Raw genomic sequence first — 23,977 nt, 5'->3', positions numbered from 1 at the left:
CGGAACGAAGGTAGCCGACCGTCCCCCTTGCCGCCGACCGCGCGCATCGACATCCGCGGCTGCCGGTCGGTCGATCGGCAAATGCGTCGCGCACGGTCGCAGGTGCCGGGAACACTGCGCCGATGACCGGTTCCGCAGGACCAGAGCTGCTTCGACCTCGCGCACTCACGCCGGGGGACCTCGTCGTCATCGCATCACTGTCCGGGCCGCTACACGCCGCCTACGAACCCGACCTCGAACAAGCCGTACTCGTGCTGGAGCGGATGGGTTTCCGTGTGCGTCGGGCACCGCTGCTCGAGGCGGGGTGGCACCGCTGGTGGAGCGCTGCCACGCCTGCGGAGATCGCCCAGGAGTTCAACTCCCTGCTGCGCGACCCCGAGGTGCGCGCGATCATCGCGCACGACGGCGGCCAGACGGTGCTCGGCTACCTGGACCTGATCGACTTCGACGCCGTCGCCGCCGACCCCAAGCCGATCCTCGGCTACAGCGACATCTCGCTGCTGCACCTGGTGCTCCACGCGCGCACGGGCCTGGTCGGGTTCCACGCCGACCTGGCCACTCCCGGACTCGGCGGGCACTGGCAAACCGCGCCCGCAGCACGTCGAGCGGAACTCGAGGAGCTCTACTCCAGGCTGCTGACCGACACCGAGGCGATCGGCGCGCTGCCCGCCAGCCCGTCGTGGGAGTGCTGGCGCGCGGGCCGTGCCGAAGGCCCGCTGCTCGGCGGCGTGATCAACCGCATCGTGCTGGCACAGGCAACGCCCTACGCGCTCCCGCTCGAACGGTTCGACGGCGCGGTGCTGTTCTGGGAGGAGATGGGCGGCCTGGCGGCCTACGTGTGGAGCTACCTGCACGTGTTGCGGCACTGCGGCATCCTCGATCGGATCTCCGGGATGGTCGTGGGCGTTCCCCACGCGATCGACGGACTCGAGACGCCCGACGCGTCCCCGAGCCTCGCCGAGATCGTCCTCGACGTCCTCGGCGACCGCGACATCCCGGTCCTGGGCAACGTCGAGTTCGGCCACGCGGGCCCGAACCTGCCGATGCCGGTCGGCATCCGCGTCGCACTCGACGCGGGGCAGCGGACACTGGCGCTGCTCGAACCCGCGGTACGACAACGGGACCGGTCTTGAGCAACACGGAACACACCATCGCGAAGCAGGCACCTGGGTTCCTCGACCGTCCGCGAACCGCGCTTCCTCATCGGCGCAGGCGTCGCACCTTTGCCGGCCCGTCGATGTGACCGGCGGTGATCCGCCGGGTGAGTTCTTCCAGCCGCTCACGGGTGATGTGGTCGTCGGGCTGGTAGACGACCACCCGGATGTGCGGGTTCTCCTGGAGCAGCATCGTGATCGGGCGCAGAGCCAGCCTGCCGACGTGCCGGGACAGGACGCGCTTGGCCTTCTGGGAGTCGGTGACCACGTCCGCCTGACCCCAGAGGCGCGCGAACAGCGGTGAATCGGCCCGGAGCCGAGCCAGCAGAGGTTTCCAGGCGGGATCGGTCACCGACTCGCCTTGGCCCGCACGGAGTGCGGCCACGATCGCGGCGCACTCCTGCTCGTGGTCGGCATGCCCGGCGATCCAGTCGGGGTGGGTGAAGTTCAGGTACGCGCAGTTGCGGTCCGTCTCGGGTATCGACTCGAGGTCGTCGATCATGAACCGGAACGGCGCGTTGTAGGCCACTGACCCGAACCAGGGTGTCAACACGACCGCCGGACACGGAGCGAGCTGGTCCAGCAGCCCCTGCACCAGGCCGTCGACCCTCTCGTAGGCGGGTACCCGTTCGGTGCCGGGATGCCCGCCGAGCAGCAGCAGATGACGTCGCTCGTCCCTCGACAGCCGCAGGGCGTCGGCGATGCCGAGGAGGACCTCGAGGCTCGGCTGGACATCGCGCCCCTGCTCCAGCCACGTGTACCAGGTGCAACCGACGTTCGCCAGAACCGCCACCTCCTCCCGGCGCAGTCCTTTGACCCGTCGCCTGCCGCCACCGCCGGGCAGGCCCACGTCCTCCGGCGAGAGGCGGTCGCGCCGCGCGCGCAGGTAGGCGCCGAGTTCGCGCGATCGCACGTTCGCCATGCCGATCACCATCCCACGAACCGACCAGGTCCAGCCTGGTGGTCCGACCACAGCATCGAGGGACTCTGGGCACCTGCGGGAGAGCCCGGCAAAGTCGACCACGTGCGACAGCACCGATCCCGCGGAGGACCCAAACCATGATCAAGATGATTCTCGCGCTCAAGCGCGCCAAGCACATGACCCACGACGAGTTCGTCGACTACCAGAAGAACAAGCACCGGCCGCTGCTGATGTCGATCCCGGAGGTGGAGCGGCACCTCCGCCGGTTCGTCGTGTCCTACCCGGTGCCGACGCCCCGGTATCCCGGTTCGGAGTTCGACTCGATCGTCGAGGCGTGGTTCGACACCACGGCCGACCTCGAAGCCCTCTTCTCCAGCGACAACTTCCTGAAGCTCGTCGACCCGGACCACGAGAACTTCATCGACCTCACATCGGTCCAGCAGATGGTCTGCGAGGAGGACGTCGTGATCGATCGGGGCTGATGAGCCTCCGGCCCCGTCGAAGCCGCCGCCCGTGTGTCACTGATCGCATCCGACCTGCCCGGACGTTATTCGGACAAAATCCGCTTTAACCCTGCCCTCAGGTTGGTCGGGGACGATGAGCGGCAAAGTGCCGACCGGAGGGAGCGGGAGTGCGGATCATGATCGCGGATGACGAGGCGGCCATCCGTGAGTCGCTGGAGCGGGTGCTCCAGGTGGAGGGTTACGACACCAGCAGCGTCGCCAACGGTCTCGCCGTGCTCGACGGGGTCGGTGGTGACGCGCCGGATCTGCTGATCCTGGACGTCACGATGCCCCGCCTCGGCGGGTTGGAGACCTGCCGGCGGTTGCGGGCGGCTGGGCGGGATCTGCCGGTGTTGATGCTGACCGCCCGTGACCAGGTCTCCGACCGGGTCGCTGGGTTGGACGCGGGCGCCGACGACTACCTGCCCAAGCCGTTCGCCATCGAGGAGCTGCTGGCCAGGGTCCGGGCCCTGCTGCGCCGCCGGGTGCCGGAAGACGACGAGTCGCAGGTCCTGACGTTCGCCGACGTCCGGGTCGATCCCGACAGGTTCGAGGCGTGGCGGGGCGGGCGGCCGCTCCGCCTGACCCGGACCGAGTTCTCGCTGCTGGAGGTCCTCGTGAGCAACGCGACCCGCGTGTTGACCCGAGCCGCGCTGTTCGAGGCGATCTGGGGCTTCGACATGAGCGTCACCGCCAACAACCTCCAGGTGTACGTGAGCTACCTGCGCCGCAAGATGGAGGCCGAGGGTGAACCGAGATTGATCTACACGCTGCGCGGCTTGGGGTACACGTTGCGGGAGACTCCTCCGTGAGCAGGCACGCCGTCCGGGGCCCGCGCAGGCTGGCCCGGTGGTGGCGCCTGCGGTCCCTGCGGACCAGGCTGACGGTGATCGCGGCGACGGCCATCGCGGCGAGCGTGTTCCTGGCCTTCCAGGTGGCCAGCGAACTGCTGGAGGTGGAGCTGAGGAGCGCCACGGAGGACCAGTTGCGCTCCGACTCCCGCGTCCTGGCGGCGAACGCGGAGCGCGCCGGTCTGGCGCAGGTCCAGCTACCGCCGTACCCCGGATCCGGCAGGCTGATGCGGGTCGTCCTGTCCGACGGCTCGATGCGGACGCCGGACGGCCAACCCGCGCTGCCCCCGGTCAGCGAGCAAGCCGGGCTCGTGGTGCGGGGCGCGTCGGCCGACCTGATGGAGTCGCGCGACAGCGACGACGACGGCTACCTCGTCTACACGCTGCGGGCGGGCGACGGCGCGGTCCAGGTGGCTCGCGCCGCCGACGACAGCCCGATCAACGAGTTCGGGTTCGGCATGCTGCTGATCGGGCTGCTCTGCGTGGTCAGCGGCGGCTTCGTCGGGCGGGCCGTGGCGCGGACCGGGCTGGCACCGATCGACCGGCTGACCGCCGCCGCGGTCCGCGTCGCGGAGACCCGTGATCTCGACGCCGACATCCCGGATGAGGGCGGTGGGGAGATCCGGCGGCTGACCCGGTCGATCAACGACATGCTCGCCGCGCTCCGGGACTCCCGGTTGGCCCAGCGGCTGCTCGCCGAGGACGCCGCCCACGAGCTCAAGACCCCGCTCACCAGCCTGCGCCTCAACATCGAGTTGCTGATCCGGCTCGACCGGCGAGGTGCCATGGACAGCGCGCTGCCCGCGGAGAGCCGGACCCGGCTGCTCAACGACCTCGGCGCCCAGGTAGCCGAGTTGAGCACCCTCGCCGCCGAGCTGACCGACCTGGCGCGCGGTGACGTCAGCGACGAGAACACCGAACTGCTCGACTTCGCCGACGTGGTGGTGGCCGCCGCGACCCAGGCGCGTTCCCGCGCGCCCGAACTCCGGGTCGCGCTCGACGTGACCTCCGTGTGGGTGAGCGGGCGTCCCGCCGCTCTCCAACGGGCGGTGCTCAACCTCATCGACAACGCGGGCAAGTGGTCCCCCGCGGGCCAGCCGGTCCAGGTCCGGCTCCGCGTCCAGGGCACGTCGGCGGTGCTCGAGGTCGACGACGCCGGGCCGGGCATCGACGCCGCCGACGCACCGCGGGTGTTCGACCGGTTCTACCGCGCCGACAGCGCCAGGGCGATGCCGGGATCCGGTCTGGGGCTGTCGATCGTGCAGCGGGTCGTCGACGCCCACGGTGGCCGGGCCGCCGTCGGCCGCTCCTCACGCGGTGGCGCGCTGCTCCGGGTCGACCTTCCGGTAGCCCCGATCGCGCGGCTCACCGCCAAGGACGACACCGCGCCCCGGCCGCACGGCGCATGACCAGAGGACCGTCGGGCCAATGAAAAGATCCGGGACGGGGGTTGGGTCCCCGTCCCGGATCTCGTTCAAGCTGCCGCGCTCACCGTTGCAGCGCGGGCTCCTTATCGTCCACAAGCGACCGTTCGCCGTCCGGCAGCTCCACCGGTCGGGACGGCCTGCTCGGCCACCACATCCGCCTGCCGATCAGCAGGGTGAGGGCGGGCACCAGGATCGACCGCACCAGCAGGGCGTCGAGCAGCACGCCGAAGGCGACCAGGAACCCGACCTCGATCAGCATCACCAGCGGGAGCGTGGCGAGGACCGCGAAGGTGGCCGCCAGGACCAGACCTGCCGAGGTGATGACGCCACCGGTGGCGGAGAGGGCTTTGAGCATGCCGCGCCTGGTGCCCAGGCGCACGGTTTCCTCGCGGGCTCGGCTGACCAGGAAGATGTTGTAGTCGACGCCGAGTGCCACCAGGAACAGGAAAGCCAGCAGTGGCACCGAGTAGTCGATGCCCTTGAACCCGAGGATCGTGTCGAAGACGAACACGCTGCCGCCGAAGGCCGCCGCGAACGAGACGATCACGGTGGCCATCAGGATCAGCGGGGCGACGATCGCTCGGAGCAGCAGCCCGAGGACGAGCAGGACGACGGCGAGCACCAGCGGGATCACCAGCTTCTCGTCGCGGGTGGTGGTCTCCTCGGTGTCGAGGTTCTCCGCACTCGGCCCGCCGACGATCGCCTCCGCCCCGTTCACCGCGTGCACGGCGGTGCGCACCCGCTTGATCGTGTCGTACTCCGCGACGGTGTCCGGCGCGTCCGTTGGGAACACGGAGATGTCGACCCAGCCACCGCTGGTCTGGCCGGGCATGGCCTCGGCCACACCGCGCGTGCCCTTGACGACGGCGAGCACCTTCTCCTGGTACGCGGGCCGCGTGAAGACCGTCATCGGCTGGCCGCCGAGCTCCGGGAAGTGTTGGCGCAGAACGGTGAAGCCGGTGACCGACTCCGGCGCGGACACGAACTGGTCCTGCTCCCGCAGGGCACCGGTGTTGCCCGCCAGGCCGATGGCGAGAATGCCGAGGACGGCGAGCGAGCTGAGCGTCGCCACCCATCGGCGGCGGCTGATGGCGGCGCCGAGCCGGACCCACAGCCCCGGCTTCTCCTCGACGACGACCGTGCTGAACCGCGGGATGGCAGGCCAGAAGATCCGCCTGCCGAGCACCACCAGCAGCGCCGGGAACAGCGTCAGCATGGCCACCAGCGCGCACAGGATGCCCGCCGCGCCGATCGGGCCCAAACCGCTGGTGCTGTTCAGGTCCGCGACGAGGAGGCAGAACAGGCCTGCGATCACGGTGGCCGCGGACGCGATGATGGCGGGCGCCGCGCCGCGCAGCGCGTGGACCATCGCGACCCGGACGTTCTCGTGGTGGTGCAACGCTTCCCGGTATCGAGCGATGAGCAGCAGCGCGTAGTCCGTGCCGACGCCGAAGACCAGGATCGTCAGCAGCGCCGAGTTCTGGTCGTTGACCACGATGCCGAAGCCCTTGACGAGCAGGTAGACGGTCGCCATCGAGGTCAGTGCGGCCGCGCCCACGGCCACGAGCGGGATGAGCCACAACACCGGGCTGCGGTAGGTGAAGATCAGCAGGAGCGTGACGACGATGACGGTGGTGAGGAAGACCTGTAGGTCGATGCCGTCGAAGACGGCGTCCATGTCACCGTCGATCGCGGCCGGACCGGTCACGTCGAGGTCCAGGCCCGCGGGGCGGTCCTTCGCGGCGTCGCGCAACGGGCCGACGATGGCCTCAGGTGCGCCGTAGGTCGCGCTCACGTCGAGCGTGAACATCATCGCCTTGCCGTCGGTGGAGGGTCTCGTCTGCGGGCCCTCGTCGTCCTCCTCCGCCGGGGCCGCCACCTTCGGCGGGTACCGCTTGGCAAGGGTGTCGTAGTGGCGTTCGACCGACGCGCGGTCGGCTGCGGTGATGCCGCCCGCGCGGTGGTAGACGAAGACGAACGTGTTGTCCTCGCCGCCGGGGAGACTGTCCTCCAGCACCGCTACCTTGGTGGACTCGGCGTTGGCAGGCAGGGTGTCCGCGGCGCTGTCGGTGGTGACCGAGCTCAACAGTCCGCTCAGCGGCACCATGAACACCGACAGCGCGACCCACAGGCCGATCACCAACCACGGCACCCACCGGCCTGCCAACCGACCGCCCGGCGCTTTCCCGGACGGCGCTGAGTTGACTGCCATCGCTAGCCTCCTACATAGGTGTTGCGTCGCTTGACTGACGCCGATTTCCTACCGAGCGAATCTGAGACGACCATTAATGCGGTGCTCAGGCCGGTCGGCCGACCAGGGTGGCCGGCGTGGTGGCGTCGAATTGCTGCCCGGTGGGCAAGGCCTGGGCGACACAGCCGTCGGGCAGGATTAGCAGGACGTCGGGTCCTTGCGGGTGCCGAACGGCGCTCCGGGGAGAAGTACCGTGGTACTACGCCCCTCCCGAGGATCGGGACCGCGGCACGACGAAACTGAACGGAAACGGGCCTAGCGTTCAGGTCATGACGAAACCTGATAGTCCACTTCGGAGGTTCGGGGCGGCCACCACGGCGCTGGCGACGGCGTTCGCCGTCGTCGCCTGCGGATCGGACGCCGGAAACACCGCGGCGCCCGCCGCGTCCGGCTCGCACAGCGCGCACGCCGGCCAGTCATCGGCTCCACCGCAGCCGCTGCGCGCAGGCGAGCGGTTCGTCGACCTGAAGATGGCTGAGGCCTACACGCCCGCGCCGCCGGAGGGCGGCGGCACGGACGAGTACCGGTGCCAGGTGATCGATCCGGGACTGACCAAGACGGCGTTCGTGACCGGGACCCAGGTCATGCCGGAGAACGTCACCCTCGCGCACCACGCCATCGTGTACGCGGTGCCGCCGAGCGGCGCCGACCTCGTGCGCGCGCAGGACGCGAAGATCCCCGGCCTCGGCTGGCAGTGCTTCGGCGGGACCGGCGTGGTCGGCGCCGACGTGGAGAGCGAGGACGAGAACGCCGCCCCTGGCGCGACGTGGGTGGACACCTGGGCGCCGGGCGCCACGGAGACCCTGTTCACCCAGGACGCGGGCTTCAAGCTGGAGCCGGGCAGCCTGATCGTCCTCCAGATGCACTACAACCTGTTGACGACCGACGGCAAGCCGGGGGCGGACCGCTCCGCGGTGCGGCTGCGGCTGACCGACGGCACGCCGCAGACCCGTGTGCTCGACACGTTCCCGCTCGACGCGCCGACCGAACTGCCCTGCACCGCTGACGAGTCGGGTCCGCTCTGCGACCGGGCGACCTCGATCGCGGACGTGACGAAGCGGTTCGGGGAGGAGGTCGGCGAAACCGCGGACCGCCAGTTGGAGGAGTGCGGCCAGAGCGCGCCGAAGCCCGGTAACACCCAGACCTGCGACCACGAAGTGCCCGCGCCGATGACGCTGTTCGCCGGCTTCGGCCACATGCACCTGCTCGGGCGGGCCATCAAGGTCGAGCTCAACCCCGGCAAGCCGAACGCCCAGGTCGTGCTGGACGTGCCGCAGTTCGACTTCGACAACCAGCGGCTGGTGAAGCTGCCGTCGCCGGTGGACATCAATCCGGGGGACACGCTGCGGGTGACGTGCACGCACGACGCCGGGCTGCGCAAACTGCTGCCGCAGTTGAGCAAGCTGCCGCCGCGCTACGTGGTGTGGGGCGACGGCACCAGCGACGAGATGTGCACGGGCATCATGACGGTCTCCGCCCGAACGTCCTGACGAAGCACCGAACGCACGTGGCCTCACTGAGGTCAACAGCCGGAAAACACCACTGTTCGCGCTCAGGAGGCATCGTCTTGCCAGATCCAACACGCCGCACGGTCGTCTGCGGCCTGCTGGCCGGTCTGGTCGTCCCGGTTTCGCTGGCCGCCTGCTCGTCCGGGACACCCGCCGCCACCCCGTCCACCGGAGGATCCTCCGGCTCCGCAGGCACGCCGTTGGCCAAGCTGGCCGACGTCCCGGTCGGCAGCGGGGTGATCGTGGACGGGCCGTCGGGCAAAGTCCTGATCGTGCGGCCATCGGAGAACGAGGTCAAAGGGCTCAACCCGGTCTGCCCGCACTCGGGTGTCATCGTTTCCAAACCGGCGGGCGGCACCATCACGTGCCCCGGCCACGGCAGCGTCTTCGACGCCGCGACCGGCGACAGGAAGAAGGGGCCCGCGACCACCGGCCTGATCCCGATCCCGGTGAAGATCAGCGGCGACTCGGTCGTGACCGCCTAGAGAGGTGTCGAACGGCCCGCCGGGACTCGGCGGGCCGTTCGGTGGCCGCACTCCCACCGACCACCGATGTCGTCAATTCGGCCGGGTGAGCCTCAGGTCGTAGGCCAGGATGACGGCCTGGATCCGGTCCCGTGCACCGATCTTGGCGAGGACCCGCCCGACGTGGGTCTTCACCGTCGACTCCGACAGCGTGAACCGCTGCGCGATCTCGCCGTTGGTGAGTCCGTGGCCGATGGCGACGAGGATCTCGCGCTCGCGGCTGGTCAGGGAGTTCAGCCGGGGGTCCTTCCGCACGGGCGCGCCGAGGTCATCGCCGAGCCGGTCGGCGAACGCGTCGAGCATCCGCCGGGTCAGCGCGGGCGTGATCACCGCGGCCCCGGCCGCGACGGCCCGGATGCCGGCGAGCAACTCCTCCGGGCGGATGTCCTTCAACAGGAAACCGCTTGCCCCGGCCCGCAGCGCGGCGAGCGCGTACCGGTCCACGTCGAACGTCGTCAGCACCAGGATCCGCGAACGCCCACCGGCGGCGGCGATGCGCCGGGTGACCTCGATCCCGTCGATGCCCGGCATGCGGATGTCCATCAGCACCACGTCGGGACGCAGCTCGGTCGTCCACCGAACGGCCTCGGCACCGTTCTCGGCCTCGCCGACGATCTCGGTGTCGGGGGAGCGCTCCAGCAGCATGCGAACCCCGAAGCGCTGTAGCGGCTGGGCGTCCACCACGAGCACAGAGATCATGAACGGCTGCCTTTCAGGGGCGCGCAGGCGGTCCAGCCGCCGACCGTGCCGCCGTGGAGCGCGACGCGTTCGGCCATGCCATCGAGGCCGAGCCCCGCGTCGCCCGGCGATGCCTACTTCATATCGACCGAACCTGAGACGACCGTTAAAGCAAGCGGTCGGCGCTGCCGGATCCCAGCCACGAAAGGGCCCTTGACCAGTGTGAACGCGGTCAAGGGCCCTTGTTCGTACGTCCGGCTGTGCCGAATTCAGCCACGCCGGCCAACGCACTCAGCAGCACTCCGGCGATGAGTTCTCGTCGCTGGAAGAGTCTGCATGTGGAAGGACTAGTGAGAGGTGGCGGGGATGTCGGAGTTGTGTGAGGTGCTGGAAGCCCATGTGACCGGTGGGCTGGTGCCGGGGGCGGTTGGGGTGGTTGCTCGGGGTGGTGCGGTTGAGGTGGGGGTGGTTGGGGATGTTGATGTTGAAGGGTCGGCGAGGGTTGGGCGGGGGGCGGTTTTTCGGGTTGCTTCTGTGAGCAAGCCTGTTGTGGCGGCTGCGGTGATGTTGTTGGTTGAAGACGGGTTGTTGGGGTTGGACGAGCCTGTGGGGCGGTGGTTGCCGGAGTTGGAGGCCGCGCAGGTGGTGCGGGAGCCGGGGGCTGAGGTTGGGGATGTGGTGGCTGTTGAGCGGGCTGTCACGGTGTTCGATCTGTTGACCTTTCGGTGTGGGTATGGGTTTCCGGATGATTTTTCGTTGCCCGCGGTGCAGATGTTGTTCAGCGAGGGGGTGCAGGGGCCGCCGCAGCCGCAGGAGGTGGCGGCTGCGGATGAGTGGTTGCGGCGGTTGGTCGGGGTGCCGATGTTGCGGCAGCCGGGGGAAGCGTGGTTGTACAACACGGGGTCTGACATCGCTGGGGTGTTGGTGGCGCGGGTAAGTGGGAAGTCGCTCGGAGAGTTCCTGGCGGAGCGGATATTTGCGCCGTTGGGGATGGTGGACACCGGGTTCTTCGTGCCCGCGGACAAGGTTGGGCGGTTGGTGAGCTACTACCAGCCCGGTGAGGACGGCGGGCTGAAGCTGCTGGATCGGCCCGAGGGGCAGTGGGCTTCGCCTCCCGCGTTCGAGTCCGGGTCGGGTGGGCTGGTGTCCACTGTGGACGACATGCTGGCGTTCGGCAGGATGTTGTTGGGGGAAGGGCCGCGGGTGTTGTCGCAGGAGTCGATCGGGTTGATGACGACCGATCACCTGACGGCTGAGCAGCGGGAAGCCTCGACCTTGTTCCTGGAGGGGCAGGGGTGGGGGTTCGGTGGGTCCGTCGACGTCGCCGAAGTGGACGTGTGGAACGTGCCGGGGCGGTACGGGTGGGTTGGCGGTACCGGGACCGCGTTCCACGTGGTGCCCGCCACCGGCACGGTGTCCGTGTTGATGAGCCAGGTGGCGATGACCGGTCCTACGCCGCCCGCGCTGATGCGGGACTTCTGGCGGTACGCGGCTTCGGTGTGAGCCAGGCGTGCTCGCCCAGCAGGGACAGCGCTGCCGGGAGCAGGACGCCGCGGACGACGGTGGCGTCGACGATGACGGCGAACGCCATGCCGACGCCCAGCATCTTGTACTCGATCGCGGTGAGGGTGGTGAAGACGGCGAAGACGGCCGTCATGATGACGGCCGCGCTGGTGACGACGCCCGCCGACGCGGAGACGCCGTTGATCACCGCCTGCTTCGGGGTGGCGGTGGTCAGGTGTTCGCGGATCCGGCTGAGGATGAAGACGTGGTAGTCCATGCTCAGGCCGAAGAGCATGACGAACATGAAGAGCGGCAGCCAGGCGACCACGCCGCCGTACGGCGTGAAGCCCAGCAACGCCGTCAGGTGGCCGTGCTGGAAGACCCAGGTGATCACGCCGTACGCCGCCGCCGTGGCCAGCAGGTTGAGGGCTATCGAGATCAACGGGATGGTGAGGGACCGGAACGTCCTGGCCAGCAGCAGGAACGCGAGGAGCAGGACGAAGGCGAACACCAGCGGGGTCCTGGCGGTGAGCTGGACCGTGAAGTCGTGAGGGGTGGCGGTGCGGCCCCCGACCGCGTGCTCGACGTTGTCCAGGTGGTCGAACGCGGCGGGCAGGACGTTGATGCGCAACGCTTCCAACGCCTGGTTCGACGTCGGGTCGGTGCCGCCGCCCGGTAGCGGAACCCTGACCACGAGGGCGCGGGCGACCCCGGCGGTGGTGACGAGGCTGCCGCCGGGGAGGGTGGCGATGGCGGCGCGGACGTCCGGGCGGTCGACCGGGGCGCCCGTGGGGTCCCAGAGCACCACCCGCGCCGGGGTCGGGGCGCCGGGGAAGGCCTCCTGCATGCGGACGGCGGCGTCGACCGCGGGCACGCTGCGGGGCAGGCTCTCGGTGGCGGCCGGGTCCTGGAGGTGCATGGTGGCGGCGGGCAGGGCGAGCACCGCGAGCGCCAGGGTCGCGGTGGTGCCCCACAGCACCGGGCGGCGGACCACCGCCTCCGCGATCCTCGTCCACGTGGCCCGTCGGGCTCGGCTGGGCTTGATCCTGGTGCCCAGCAACGAGAGTGCGGCAGGCAGGGCCGTGACCGAGGCGATCATCGCCAGGGTCACCACGAGGACGATGCCGAGGGTGAGGCCGCGGAAGACCCCGAGACCCGTGAAGAGCAGGCCGCACAGGCAGACGACGACGGTGAGGCCGGAGACCACCACGACGTGCCCGGAGGTGCGGGCGGTGATGGCCAGCGCCTGCCGCACGTCGTGGCCCGCGGCCAGTTCCTCGCGGTACCTGCGCAGGGAGAACAGGGAGTAGTCGACGCCGACGGCGATGCCGACCAGCAGGATCATCGCGGACGCCGCGCTGTTGACCGGGACGACCTTGCCGATCACCTGGAGCAGCGCGAACGTCGCCGCCACGGTGGTCGCGGTCAGCAGCAGCGGGACGGCCGAGGCGAGCAGGGAACCGAACACCACCAGCAGGATCAGCAGCGTGATCGGCAGGGACAGCAGGTGCGAGCGTTCGAGGTCGCGGGTGATGTGCTCGTCGACCGCCGTGCTCAGGCTGCGGTCGCCGGCCTGCGCCAGTCGGACGGTCGGGTGGCGCTCCGAGACCTCGTCCACGGCGGCGACCACGGCCGCGTAGGCGGGTCTCACGGTGTCGGCCGGGCCGCTCAGGGAGAACGTGACCAGGCCCGACCGGCCGTCGGGTGACACCAGGCCCGCGTCGTCCAGCGGTGAGCGGAGGTCGGTGACGGCGGTGCGGCGGAGGGTGGTGACGAGGTCGGTCAGCGCGGCCTGCGAAACGGGCTGCACCAGGACGTTCTCCTGAACGGGCGCGGAGGCGCCCTGCGCGCGCAGGACCTCCTGCGCCCGGCCCGCTTCGCCCGCGTCGGTGTTCGCCGCGTCCCGGCCGGGGACCAGCACCGCGGCGAGGACGGACACCGCGACCAGGCCGAGCCAGGCGGTGAGCGCGAGGCCGCGGCGTCGGGCGGACCAGGCGGCCACCCGTTCCACCACGGCGTTCTTCGATGACTTGATTTCGGGCAGCATGAACTAAAGTCCCCTCGTGGAGGAGTGGTCCGATGAGAGCTCGCCGTGAGGCGAGTGGGCACTTCTTCTTCGCCCGGACCGTCGAGTTGCAGCTCGGCGGTCCGGATTCTTCTCGTTGTGGTTACTCGACTTCCTTGAGGATCCGTTCGACGGACACCATCCGACCGTCCACCGTGGACAGCCGGTCGGCCAGTTCCGCCAAGCGCCGGTCGACGTCCTGCTGGGCGCGCACGGCCGACTCGGCGAGGTCGCGGTACGCGCGTTCGCGCTCCACCACCAGCTTCGCCCGCCACGTGCTGCCGATCTGCCAGATCGTCACGGTGATCACGGCCGTCAGCAGCACGAAGATCCCGATGGCGCCCGCGACCTCCAGTGCGTTCCCGTCCCCCACCATCACTCTGTTCCCTTCTCGGAGTCCTGCTTACTCAGCGACCGGGCCGCGATCTCGACGGAGTCCGGGGTGAGGTGAAGTTCGAACGGGGTGACCTCGTAGAACTTCATCGCCTTCCCGTCGCGGGAGACCTCCAGGTGCGCGGACACGAGACCGGCGAGCTCCAGCTTCCTCAGGTGGACCTGGAGCAGCGCGCGGCTGATGCCGAGCTCCCGCGCGAGCGCGCTCACGTAGTTGCGCTCCCTCGACAGGGCGGCGACGACCCGCATCCGGTGCGGGTTGGCCAACGTGGCCAGCACCAGGACCAGGTCGTCCCCCGCCGGACGAGGGGTGGTCACAACAGAACCTGGCACATGCCAACAAACGTTAGCAGGTACCGGCGGATGGGGTCGACGGTTGGCCCGCGATCGGAGAGCGATCGACCGCGAGCGGCGCCGTGTCCAGGGGATGGCCGGCCGCGGGAAACGCCTGCCACCAAGTAACCGCTAGCCGCGCGGAGCGCTCGCCAGCCAGACGAGGGCTTCCACGGCGCGGTCGAGGACGGACACGTGGCCGTCACTGGGGCTGAGCCACAGCTCGGCCGACGGGCGGCAGCGGGTCGCCAGCCACTCGCCGTGCTCGGAGGGCACCATCCGGTCCCGCACGCCGTGCACGACCAGTGCGGGCACGGTGACCTCGGCCGGGTCGAAGCCCCACGGCGCCACGAGGGCCAGGTCGTCGTCGACCAGGCCGCCGAAGCCCGCGGGCAGCGCGGCCCCGGCGTTCTCGCCCAACGGGGCCCACGAGCCCGCCAACGCGGCGTGGTCGGCCTCGGTGAACACGGCGGGGTCGAAGTCGGCCGACGCCAGGTGCTCCTCCAGCACGGCCCGGCCCGCGGCGGCGGCGCGCAGTTCCGCTTCGCTCGCGGGCGCCATGCCCGCGAACCAGTCCAGGCCGTCCGCGGTGAGCGGGGCCGGGCTGGAGAGGGCCGCCACGGCGATCACGCGGTCGGGCAGGGAAGCACCGCACGCCAGCGCGTGCGGGCCGCCGCCCGAGTGACCGGCCACCGCGAACCGGTCGAGGCCGAGCGCGTCGGCGATGGCGGCCACGTCGGCGGCGGCCGAGGCGACGGTCCGGCCGGGCAGGCGGGTCGAGCCGCCGTAGCCCGGCCGGTCGTAGCCCAGCAGGCGGATCCCCCGCACGGTCAGCAGCGGGGCGAGCAGGTCGCCGGTCTGCGGCGAGCCGTGGAGCCAGAACACCGGCAGGCCCGCGGAACCGCTGTCGTGCACGCGCAGCGTGCGCCCATCGGGCAGGTGGAGGTCCACCGGGCGAGCGTACTCAAGCGTCGCGCCTGCTCAAGGTCCAGCAACCGGCCAGCAGCGCGCACGCGGTCCACGCGGCCAGCACGAGCAGCCCGGTCCACGGGCCGACCACCGGGTCCGCCTGCTGCCCCACCTTCATGATCGACGTGCCCGCCTGGTCGGGGAAGTAGTGGGCCACCTCCTTGAGGCCTGGTACGAGGTTCGCCACCGGGGAGACGACGAAGACGAACGAGAGCATCACCGTGAGCGCCAACGCGGTGTGGCGCAGGACCGTGGCGACGCCCAGGGCGAAGAGGCACAGGCCGGTCAGGTAGAGCGGTGTGCCCAGCAGGACTCGTAGGGCGCCCTCGCTGGAGAAGGAGGGGCCGTAGGCGCCCAACGCCCAGTGCGCGGTGAGGAACGTGGCGAACACGGTGGCGTACGAGAGGGTCAGCGCCACCGCCGCGCAGGCGATGATCTTGCCCACGTAGAAGGTTCGGCGGTTCGGGGTCGCGGACAGGGAGAGGCGGAGCAGGCCGCTGCCGTGCTCGCCGCAGATGGTCAGGACGCCGAACGCCACCAGGGCGAGCTGTCCGTAGAGGACGGTGACCAGTCCGTCGGTGACCGGTTCGAAGTCGGGCCGTACCACCGGAAGGCCGCGTTCCAGTGCGATGCGGACGGAGGTGAAGCTGACCACGCCCAGACCGACGCTGATGAGGGGCACCAAGGCGAGGGTCACGACGGTGGAACGCAGGGTGCGGATCTTGGTCAGTTCCGCTCGGAACGTGCTGCTAGGCATCGGATCCTCCCCCGGACGTGAGGCGGAAGAACGCGTCCTCCAGGGATTCCTCGCCGTCCCGGACGAACTCGGACAGGTCGGCGTCGGCCAGCAGCCTGCCCCGACCGATGACGACGAGGTGGTCGGCGGTGACGGCCATCTCGCTCATCAGGTGGCTGGAGACGAAGACCGTGCGGCCCTCGGCGGCGAACGTCCTCAGCAGGGTCCTGATCCAGCGGACGCCTTCCGGGTCGAGGCCGTTGACGGGTTCGTCCAGCAGCAGCACTTCCGGGTCGCCCAGCAGCGCGGCGGCGATGCCCAGGCGCTGCGCCATGCCCAACGAGAACGTGCGGGTGCGCTGGTCCGCGGCGGAGTGCAGGCCGACGACGTCCAGCACCTCCTCCACGCGGCGCCGGGGGATCCGGTTGGTCCGCGCCAGCCACGTCAGGTGGTTGCGGGCCGTGCGGCCCGCCTGGGTGGCGGTCGCGTCGAGGAGGGCGCCCACGTGGCGGAGCGGCTCCGGCAGGTCGCAGTAGGGCTTGCCGTCGAAGAGGGCTTCGCCGTGGGTCGGGCGGTCCAGGCCGAGCAGCATGCGCATGGTCGTCGACTTGCCCGCCCCGTTGGGGCCGAGGAAGCCGGTCACGCGGCCCTGTCGGACGGTGAAGGTCAGGGCGTCCACGGCGGTGGTCCGCCCGTAGCGCTTGGTCAGTCGTCGCACGTCGATCACGTGGCGAGCGTCCTGTGCCGGGTGGGTGTGGCGCATCGGCCTCCAGGGCGACCGGGAAGTCGTTGGCGGGGGCGGAAATCAGCCCGCGGGACGTCATTCCCCAGGATGAGGTGGCCGTCGCGCCCGCCCAGTACCGTGAGCCGGTGGCTGACTTCCGGCACCTGCGGCCCGGCGAACTGGTGGCCCTGGACTGCTTGGCCGCGTGCGCGCTCGCGGGCCTCTACCTGTCGCTGTCCGGACAACCGTGGGCCGCCGCCGCGCTGGCGCTGCCGGTCGGCGTGCGCAGGCTGTGGCCGGTGCCGGTGTTCGTGGTCGTCGCGGCGGTGTCGGTGGCGGTCTCCGTCACCGGACTGGTGCGGGAACCGTTCGTGGCGGCGGCTTTCGCGCTGTACTGGGTCGCGGCGGTCCGACCCGGCACGTGGCGGGTGCCCACCGCGAAGATCGGCGCCGCCAGCGTCGTCGTGCTGCTCGGAAGCCTGTCCGCGGGATCGCCCGCCGGGGGCGGGGTGTACGCGTTCCTGGGGATCGCGCTGCTCGGGATGGCCTGGACGGTCGGACGGGCGGTGCACGAGCGGCGCGCGTACGCGACTCGATCGGCGTTGCAGCGGACGGCTCACGCGGTGGCGGAGGAACGGCTGCGCATCGCCCGCGAGTTGCACGACGTCGTCGCCCACAGCATCGGCGTGATCGCGGTCAAGGCCGGTGTGGCCAACCACGTGCTGGCGGTCCGGCCACAGGAAGCCGGTGAGGCGCTGCTGGTGATCGAGACCGCGAGCCGGTCCGCGCTGGCCGAGATGCGGCACCTGCTCGGCGCGCTGCGGTCCGGGACCGTCGAGGAGTCGGACCTGCGACCCGCTCCGGGGTTGGCGGGGCTCGGTGACCTGGTGGACCGGGTGCGGGCGGCCGGGGTCGAGGTCGACGCGCGGATCGGTGCCGTCGGAGGGCTTCCCGAGGGGCTGGACCGGTCTGCCTACCGGATCGCGCAGGAAGCGCTGACGAACGTGGTCAAGCACGCCCCGTCCGCCCATTGCGTGCTGGTGGTCGCGGTGGAGGGTGGTCACCTCCGGATCGACGTGACCGACGACGGTCGGTTCGTCGAGCCGTCCTCGAACGGGCACGGGCTGATCGGCATGCGCGAACGGGTGGCGCTCTACGGCGGCACGTTCGACGCCGGTCCACAGCCGGAGGGCGGCTTCGCCGTTCGGGTCCGCATCCCTTGCGGGGAACCGTGATCAGCGTGCTGATCGCGGACGACCAGGCGTTGCTGCGCGGCAGCTTCCGCGTGCTCGTGGACGCCGAGCCGGGGCTGACCGTGGTCGGCGAGGCGGAGAACGGCGTGGAGGCGGTGGCCCTCGCCCGCGCCCACCGGCCGGACGTGGTGCTGATGGACGTGCGGATGCCGGTCATGGACGGCATCGAGGCGACCCGGCTCATCCGCGGCGCGACGGACGCGCGGGTCGTGATGCTGACGATGTTCGACGTGGACTCGTCGGTCTACGCCGCGCTGCGGGCCGGTGCGAGCGGCTTCCTGCTCAAGGACATGCCGCCCGCCGACCTGCTGCGCGCGATCCGCGTGGTCGCCGACGGCGAGAGCCTGCTGGCACCGACGGTGACCCGGCGGCTGATCACCGAGTTCTGCCGCGGCCCCGAGAACCCACGGCCCGCGCCGGAGCTGGACGGCGTGACCGCGCGCGAACGGGAGGTGCTGGTGGAGGTCGCCCGCGGCCTGCCGAACGCCGAGATCGCCAGGAAGCTGCACATCAGCCAGGCCACGGTGAAGACCCACCTGAGCCACCTGTTCGACAAGCTCGACGTCCGCGACCGGGTGCAGCTCGTGATCATCGGGTACGAGACCGGGCTCGTCACGCCGGGACGGCGGCCGTGACGCGCTAGGCCAACTCCTTGCGGTACCAGACCTCGGCGTACGGGCCGTCGGAGAAGGCGGGTACCTCCGCGTAACCGCTCCTGAGGTACAGCGCCCGCGCCTCGACCAGGTCGAGCCTGGTGTCCAGCACGATCCGCTCGGCCCCCAGGTCGCGCGCGGCGGCGTCCACGGCCTCCATCAGGAGCGTGGCCACGCCCGTGCCGCGCCGGTCCGGGCGGACGAACACCCTGGTCAGCTCCACCGTCGTCGCGTCTCGCACCTTCAGCCCCGCGCAGGCCGCGGCGACGCCGTCGTGCCGACCGACCAGGAAGATCCCGGTCGGCGGCGCGAGGAAGTCGCTCGGTGCCCCGGCCAGCCCAGACTCGATCTCCTCCGGCGTCGAGTCGCGGTCCTCGTGGAGCCGGTAGTAGCGGTCGGCGACCTCGACGAAGTAGGTCCGGAGCAGTTCCAGCGACTCGGCGGAGTCGACGGGTTCCGGGGTGATCGTCCAGGTGGGGGCTGTGGTCATGCCGCACAGTGTCGTCGGGCGACCGGTCACGACGCGCGCCATTTTCGCTCGTGATTACCCGGATTCCGCGCCGGATGGAAATCCGGTGAATCGTGGTAAACGAACTCGTTCGGGTTAACCGGAAAAACTTCAAATGCACTCGGTAACACCGGCGAAGGCATCCACGACATAGCGCTCAGAGCACCGGCGGGATTTCAAGGACGAAAGCCTGCCAGCCACACCGAAACGGCGCGGTATCGGAACAGCGATCCGCCGCAGTCCCCGCACGGAGGGCCGATGGCCACCTCATCTCACCTGCTCATGACCGAACTCAAAGCACTGCGCCGTGGCCGCGGAGTGCAGACGCCGGGTATCGACAAACAGGTCGGACCGGCATTGCGCGCGGCCTGCGGAATCACCGAATTCGACGGCGCCGAGGTGGTCCGGGAAAAACTCCGCACCTGGGTCTCCGCTCTGATCAGCACCTTTCCCCAGGACCTCCGGCTCGCCGTCACGACACCGCTCGCACTGCACGTCGAGGCCCAACACCCGTTCCTCGCGCACCGCATCCAGTGGCTCGCCGACCTGGCCGAGCGCGACTCGCGCACCATCCGTCGGCGCATCGACGACGGACTGACCAGACTGGTGGAAGCGGCGTCCCGGAACACCGCCCGCGAGGCCCCCACCAGCCCTGATGGCTGGCACATCCGCCAGGTCCACGTGCTGCTGAGGCTCGACGGGCCCGTGCCCGCGTGCACCGAGCGGTGGACGATCGCGGCCGAGCGGGACGGCGTCGAGGAGATCACCTGGCCCGTCACCGCGCACCGGCACGGGGCCGAACTCTCCGGCGATCACGACATCCGCGTCGTGCACGGCGTGCTGCTCACCGACGGCGGCCTCCGCCTCCCCCGGCCCCTTCGAGCGGGGGAAACGCAGGAATTCTCCCTCGATGTGCGCATTCCTCGAATTCACCGGATGCCGCCGTTCTACCAGTTCCGCACTACCCGCCGCTGCGACCGGTTCGACCTGGTGGTGCGCTTCCACCCGGACCGCTTGCCCGCGGAGGTGAACGGGATCGGCGACGCGGTGGAACACCCCGTCGTGAACTCGGTCGGCGAAGTCGAGATGTCGTTCCGCGACGTGATTCCGGGCCGGGACAACGGAATCCGCTGGACGCCGCAGGCGGCCAAGTCCGGTATCCGCAGGCACGCGTCGACAATCGGCCCGCCAAGCGCGCAGGAGCCTTTCGACAGCGCCAACGGGCCCGCGTCGTGGACGGCACACCTGGGGCAGACGGGCACCTGACCACGAGCCCTTGACATGCACCCTTCCGGCTGCCTAAGTTTCAGGCAGCCGGAAGGGTGCATTTCTGTGGACGAGGTGTTCAAGGCGTTGGCCGACCCCAGTCGGCGCAGGCTGCTCGACAGCCTGAACGCGCGCAACGGGCAGACGCTGCGCGACCTGTGCGCCGGGCTGGAGATGGCGCGGCAGTCCGTCAGCAAGCACCTCGCGGTGCTGGAGGCCGCGAACGTCGTGACGACGGTTCGACGCGGGCGGGAGAAGCTGCACTACCTCAACGCCGCGCCCATCATCGCCATCGCGGACCGGTGGATCACCCAGTACGACCGGGGGCGGGTGGAAGCGCTCGCCGACCTCACCAGAGCATTGGAGTCCGAGCCGATGGACAAGCCGGAGTTCGTCTACACGACCTACATCAACACCACCGCCGAGAAGCTGTGGCAGGCGCTGACCGACCCGGCCTTCACCAGCCGGTACTGGGGGGCGACGTTCGAGTCCGAGTGGACGCCCGGCGCGGCGATGAGCTGGACCGAGGGCGGCTTGAAGACCGTGGACCCGGCCCAGGTGGTGCTGGAGGCCGAGCCGCCGCACCGGCTGTCGTACACGTGGCACACGTTCACGCCGGAGTTCGGCGACGTGCACGGGATGAACCCCGAGGTGGTCGCGGCGATGGCGGAGGAACCGCGGTCGAAGGTGACGTTCGACATCGCGCCGCACGGAAAGCTGATCAAGCTGACCGTGACGCACGACGGGTTCGAGCCGGAGAGCACGGTGCACGCGGGCATCACCGAGGGGTGGCCGGTGATCCTGTCCAGCCTGAAGTCCCTGCTGGAGACCGGCGAAGCGCTCTGACGATCGGGCGCGAACCCCACCTGGCAACCGTGAAAAGGAGATGCGGTACCCGCCTGTATTGGTGACCGAACCGGTTGTACCATGCGTGCTTCTCTGTCACCAGGAATAACGGGAGAAGCCCGCAGTGCAGTGCCAGACGACAGTTTTCCCATTTTTCGAAAAGCCCCTGGTCACCACTCGTCCCGAAACGACGTGGCCGGTGGTCCGGCGTTGATCCCGAGAATTCTGCACTCGACGTCGCGCCGTCCCGTTGGAAGCACACGGGAGGGCGCGACCTGCGGCTTTGCCGCGAGAGCGGTTTCACGCTGACCGTAGAAAATGGGTTAACCAAAAAGGGCCACGCTATTGGCCAGGCGCCATGCGCACGGGTACCTTTTGCTCGGCACGGGCATGAACACCGAGGTGCACTGTGGGATCAGTTTTCCTTTCGCCGTCTATGTACTGTCCAGACGACCGGTCCGGCACGTCCGCATGACGGCGCCGAAGCCTTCCTCCGCGCCGACCAAACCCCGCGCCGTCAGCCGGTCGGGGCAACGCGCGGAATTGGCCCGAACGTGGGCGAATTCACTCTGCGGGACCGCCTACGTCCCGTTGGAGTTCACCCGGTTCACGGTCCTGCTGGAGAACCTCGTGGACCGACTGGTCGACGCGGTGCGCGCCGACCGGTTCGTCCGGGAGCACGTGCAGGACGACGGCGCCGCCCTGGTCGGGTGGGGCTGCACGGGCTCGACCAGCCTCCAGGTGACCATGGACGTGCTCGGCCGCGGCCTGCTGGCGCTGCCGGACCTGCCCTCGCCGGGCCGGTGCGCCGAGCGCGTCGTGCTGGTGCTCGGCTCGTTCGCCTCCGGGTACACCGAGGCGCTGCGGATCTCCACCATGGAGCAGCAGGAGAGCATGAGCCAGGCGCTGCTCAAGTCACTCGTCGAGTCGCGGCAGCGGGCGCGGGTGTTCGAGGCCGAGTTCGACGACGTGGTCACGAGCACGACGAACGGCGTCGTGCTGACCGACCGGAACGGCGCGTTCCTGCGCACCAACGACGTCCTCGGCGAGATCCTCGGCTACACGCAGGCCGAGATGGCGGGGCTCACGGTGTTCGACCTGGTCCGCCAGGACGACGTCGAACTGCTCCGCGACGGCTACGCCGAACTGCTCGGCGGCGCGGTGGTCCGGGTCCAGAGCGAGCAGCGGCTGCTGCGCAAGGACGGCGACAGCGCGTGGGCGACGCTCACGGTGACCGCGCCGCTGCTCCACGGCCCCGAAAGCCGGTTCGTCGTGGTGGTCGAGGACCGCACCGAGCTGAACCTGCTGCACGGCCAGCTCAACCACCAGGCGCTGCACGACATGCTGACCAGGCTGCCGAACAGGCAGTACTTCACCACCAGCCTGGAGCGGGTGCTGCGGCACGCGTCCCCGGCGACCGGGATCACCCTCTACCACCTGGACCTGGACGCGTTCTCGCTGATCACGCACGGCCTCGGCAGGCGGGTGGGCGACCTGCTGCTGGACAGCGTCGCGCACCGGCTGGAGGCGCTGTTCGAGGGCGAGGCCGCGATGGTCGCCCGGTTCGGCGCCGACGAGTTCGCCGTGCTGGTGGAGAACTCCCCCACCACGCCGGACGCGGTGACCACGGTGCGGCGGATCAACGAGGAGCTGTCCGAACCCCTCTACGTCGACGGTCACGGCATCGCCTCGCCCGCGAGCATCGGCGTGGTGGACCGGCCGCCCTCCGGGATGGACGCGGCGTCGCTGCTCGAAGCCGCGGAGATGACGCTGGCCAGGGCGAAGCGCAACGGGCGCACGCAGTGGGCGCTGTTCGACCCGTACCAGGACGACCGCGACCGGGAGATGTTCAGCCTCGCCGTGTCGCTGCCCGGCGCGTGGGAGAACGGTGAGCTGGACGTGGTGCACCGGCCGCTGGTGCGGCTGGACGGCGGCGGTGTCGTCGGGTTGGACGCGCAGTTGTCGTGGGAGCACCCGGTTCGCGGCAGGCTGCCGCACGAGCGGTGCGCGGAACTGGCCGAGGAGACCGGGCTGATCCTGCCGCTGGGCAGTTGGCTGCTCGGCTCCGCCTGCGGCGAGGCCCAGCGGCGGCGCACCGGGCTCACCACCGACCAGCCGCTGCACGTCGGGCTCACGCCGAACCAGTCGTCCGACCCCGACCTGCTCAGCAGGGTGCTGACCGTCCTGGCCGACACCGGTCTGCCCGCCGACCGGCTGTGGCTCGGGATCCCCGCCTCCGCGCTGTCGCAGGGCGACGGCGAGGCGGCGGAGAACCTGCGGCTGCTGGCGAGCGCGGGCGTGGCGACGGAGATCCTCGACTTCAGCACCTCGCCGGGCGACCTGGCGCACCTGGAGGACCTGCCCGTGCGGGCGGTCCGGATCGCCCGCTGGATGGTGCGGCGGCAGTCCCGGTGCGACCGCGAGGACTCGCTGGTCACGTTGGCGCTGCGGGAGATCCTGTCCGTCGTGCACCGCACGGGCTCGACGGTGATCGTGGACGGCGTCGACACCGAGCGGCAGGCCGACTGGTGGCGCCGCGTCGGCGCGGACATCGCCCAGGGCGCGTTCGCGCCGGTCTAGGCCGCGTCGGCGCTCCTCAGCCCGGTGGAGGCGAGCAGCACCAGCCCGCCCAGCACGGCCACCGCGAGGTTCGCGACGACCTCGTGGCCCGTCAGGAAGTCCAGCCGCGGGATGACGACCCGGTTCACGAAGTTCAGCACGAAGCCGAAGATCGGCTGGTACCACAGGTGGTCGATCACGCCGCTGATCCCTTCCGCCACCAGGAACAGGCCCACCACCTCGACGGTTTTGCGCATGGCTCGACGGTAAGGGGACGGCCGGGGGCCGGGCATCGTCCGGCGGAACGGGGCCGCTCGTCCCCAAGTAGCCGAAAACCCCGACTTAGAGGCT

The 23,977-nt window shown here is 70.3% G+C and carries 22 protein-coding genes and 1 pseudogene; 12 read left to right on the top strand and 11 right to left on the bottom strand.

All coding sequences use genetic code 11. The features are described from left to right. The first annotated feature begins 122 nt into the window (after positions 1–122). Positions 123–1,133, top strand: coding sequence for a S66 peptidase family protein (locus tag NZH93_RS48020; protein ID WP_259630072.1), 1,011 nt, complete (start codon positions 123–125; stop codon positions 1,131–1,133). 67 nt (positions 1,134–1,200) lie between these two features. On the opposite strand, the gene NZH93_RS48015 is transcribed toward NZH93_RS48020, so the two are convergent. Then, a complete protein-coding gene (locus NZH93_RS48015; protein WP_259630071.1) occupies positions 1,201–2,076 on the bottom strand; it encodes a helix-turn-helix transcriptional regulator in 876 nt (291 codons plus the stop codon). Positions 2,077–2,213: 137 nt separating this feature from the next. On the opposite strand from NZH93_RS48015, the gene NZH93_RS48010 reads away from it, so the two are divergent. The 3 genes from NZH93_RS48010 to NZH93_RS48000 all read left to right on the top strand — a co-directional run bounded on the left by NZH93_RS48010 (position 2,214) and on the right by NZH93_RS48000 (position 4,839). Then, entirely contained in the window at positions 2,214–2,558 is a 345-nt protein-coding gene (locus NZH93_RS48010; RefSeq protein ID WP_259630070.1) for an EthD domain-containing protein, read from the top strand. Positions 2,559–2,707: 149 nt separating this feature from the next. Next, a complete protein-coding gene (locus NZH93_RS48005; protein ID WP_308214313.1) occupies positions 2,708–3,391 on the top strand; it encodes a response regulator transcription factor in 684 nt (227 codons plus the stop codon). Further along, positions 3,388–4,839, top strand: a complete 1,452-nt coding sequence (locus NZH93_RS48000) for a HAMP domain-containing sensor histidine kinase (protein ID WP_259630068.1) — start codon at positions 3,388–3,390, stop codon at positions 4,837–4,839. The genes NZH93_RS48005 and NZH93_RS48000 overlap by 4 nt, the downstream gene beginning before the upstream one ends. A gap of 79 nt (positions 4,840–4,918) precedes the next feature. On the opposite strand, the gene NZH93_RS47995 is transcribed toward NZH93_RS48000, so the two are convergent. Next, entirely contained in the window at positions 4,919–7,069 is a 2,151-nt protein-coding gene (locus tag NZH93_RS47995) for an MMPL family transporter (protein ID WP_259630067.1), read from the bottom strand. A 308-nt stretch (positions 7,070–7,377) separates the two neighbouring features. Here NZH93_RS47995 and NZH93_RS47990 point away from each other — a divergent pair, with 308 nt between their 5' ends. Next, on the top strand, positions 7,378–8,598 hold the full coding sequence (locus tag NZH93_RS47990; RefSeq protein WP_259630066.1) for a monooxygenase: 1,221 nt from the start codon (positions 7,378–7,380) through the stop codon (positions 8,596–8,598). 77 nt (positions 8,599–8,675) lie between these two features. Next, positions 8,676–9,101: a Rieske (2Fe-2S) protein gene (locus NZH93_RS47985; protein ID WP_259630065.1), complete on the top strand. Its 426-nt coding sequence runs from the start codon at positions 8,676–8,678 to the stop codon at positions 9,099–9,101. Positions 9,102–9,173: 72 nt separating this feature from the next. On the opposite strand, the gene NZH93_RS47980 is transcribed toward NZH93_RS47985, so the two are convergent. After that, the gene (locus tag NZH93_RS47980) at positions 9,174–9,839 is read right to left on the bottom strand and encodes a response regulator (protein WP_259630064.1); all 666 of its coding nucleotides are present in this window, start codon (positions 9,837–9,839) and stop codon (positions 9,174–9,176) included. A 345-nt stretch (positions 9,840–10,184) separates the two neighbouring features. On the opposite strand from NZH93_RS47980, the gene NZH93_RS47975 reads away from it, so the two are divergent. After that, the gene (locus tag NZH93_RS47975) at positions 10,185–11,321 is read left to right on the top strand and encodes a serine hydrolase domain-containing protein (RefSeq protein WP_259630063.1); all 1,137 of its coding nucleotides are present in this window, start codon (positions 10,185–10,187) and stop codon (positions 11,319–11,321) included. Here NZH93_RS47975 and NZH93_RS47970 read toward each other — a convergent pair. The 6 genes and pseudogenes from NZH93_RS47970 to NZH93_RS47945 form a co-directional block, all read right to left on the bottom strand. Beyond that, positions 11,269–13,368, bottom strand: a complete 2,100-nt coding sequence (locus NZH93_RS47970; protein ID WP_259630062.1) for an MMPL family transporter — start codon at positions 13,366–13,368, stop codon at positions 11,269–11,271. The two genes, NZH93_RS47975 and NZH93_RS47970, sit on opposite strands and share 53 nt — an antisense overlap. 121 nt (positions 13,369–13,489) lie before the next feature. After that, the gene (locus NZH93_RS47965; RefSeq protein WP_259630061.1) at positions 13,490–13,762 is read right to left on the bottom strand and encodes a hypothetical protein; all 273 of its coding nucleotides are present in this window, start codon (positions 13,760–13,762) and stop codon (positions 13,490–13,492) included. Next, positions 13,762–14,097: an ArsR/SmtB family transcription factor gene (locus tag NZH93_RS47960; protein WP_259630060.1), complete on the bottom strand. Its 336-nt coding sequence runs from the start codon at positions 14,095–14,097 to the stop codon at positions 13,762–13,764. The genes NZH93_RS47965 and NZH93_RS47960 overlap by 1 nt, the downstream gene beginning before the upstream one ends. A 147-nt stretch (positions 14,098–14,244) precedes the next feature. After that, positions 14,245–15,063, bottom strand: coding sequence for an alpha/beta fold hydrolase (locus NZH93_RS47955; protein WP_259630059.1), 819 nt, complete (start codon positions 15,061–15,063; stop codon positions 14,245–14,247). Positions 15,064–15,076: 13 nt separating this feature from the next. Further along, positions 15,077–15,838, bottom strand: a complete 762-nt coding sequence (locus NZH93_RS47950; RefSeq protein ID WP_259630058.1) for an ABC transporter permease subunit — start codon at positions 15,836–15,838, stop codon at positions 15,077–15,079. A 49-nt stretch (positions 15,839–15,887) separates the two neighbouring features. After that, positions 15,888–16,544 (bottom strand): annotated as a pseudogene (locus NZH93_RS47945) (ABC transporter ATP-binding protein); the annotation flags it as partial. A gap of 143 nt (positions 16,545–16,687) precedes the next feature. Here NZH93_RS47945 and NZH93_RS51155 point away from each other — a divergent pair. Continuing rightward, positions 16,688–17,776: a sensor histidine kinase gene (locus NZH93_RS51155; RefSeq protein ID WP_259630057.1), complete on the top strand. Its 1,089-nt coding sequence runs from the start codon at positions 16,688–16,690 to the stop codon at positions 17,774–17,776. Then, positions 17,773–18,429 carry a response regulator gene (locus NZH93_RS47935; protein ID WP_259630056.1) on the top strand — a complete coding sequence of 219 codons (657 nt, stop codon included), beginning with the start codon at positions 17,773–17,775 and terminating at the stop codon, positions 18,427–18,429. Before NZH93_RS51155 ends, NZH93_RS47935 begins: the two co-directional genes overlap by 4 nt. A 4-nt stretch (positions 18,430–18,433) precedes the next feature. On the opposite strand, the gene NZH93_RS47930 is transcribed toward NZH93_RS47935, so the two are convergent. Next, positions 18,434–18,937, bottom strand: coding sequence for a GNAT family N-acetyltransferase (locus NZH93_RS47930; RefSeq protein WP_259630055.1), 504 nt, complete (start codon positions 18,935–18,937; stop codon positions 18,434–18,436). A 276-nt stretch (positions 18,938–19,213) separates the two neighbouring features. Between NZH93_RS47930 and NZH93_RS47925 the strand changes: the two genes are divergently transcribed. The 3 genes from NZH93_RS47925 (at position 19,214) to NZH93_RS47915 (ending at position 23,647) form a co-directional block, all read left to right on the top strand. After that, the gene (locus NZH93_RS47925; RefSeq protein WP_259630054.1) at positions 19,214–20,221 is read left to right on the top strand and encodes a hypothetical protein; all 1,008 of its coding nucleotides are present in this window, start codon (positions 19,214–19,216) and stop codon (positions 20,219–20,221) included. A gap of 66 nt (positions 20,222–20,287) precedes the next feature. Next, on the top strand, positions 20,288–21,067 hold the full coding sequence (locus NZH93_RS47920; protein WP_259630053.1) for an ArsR/SmtB family transcription factor: 780 nt from the start codon (positions 20,288–20,290) through the stop codon (positions 21,065–21,067). A 591-nt stretch (positions 21,068–21,658) separates the two neighbouring features. Next, the gene (locus NZH93_RS47915; protein WP_259630052.1) at positions 21,659–23,647 is read left to right on the top strand and encodes a putative bifunctional diguanylate cyclase/phosphodiesterase; all 1,989 of its coding nucleotides are present in this window, start codon (positions 21,659–21,661) and stop codon (positions 23,645–23,647) included. On the opposite strand, the gene NZH93_RS47910 is transcribed toward NZH93_RS47915, so the two are convergent. Beyond that, positions 23,644–23,883 (bottom strand): hypothetical protein, encoded by a 240-nt coding sequence (locus NZH93_RS47910; protein WP_259630051.1) that lies wholly within the window; start codon positions 23,881–23,883, stop codon positions 23,644–23,646. The genes NZH93_RS47915 and NZH93_RS47910 overlap by 4 nt on opposite strands. Positions 23,884–23,977 lie beyond the last annotated feature (94 nt).

The sequence above is a fragment of the Umezawaea endophytica genome, assembly GCF_025061645.1.
GTDB classification, from domain to species: Bacteria; Actinomycetota; Actinomycetes; order Mycobacteriales; family Pseudonocardiaceae; genus Umezawaea; species Umezawaea endophytica.
The sequence above is the reverse complement of the archived record's forward strand: the minus strand, read 5'-3'. Positions and strand labels throughout refer to the sequence as shown.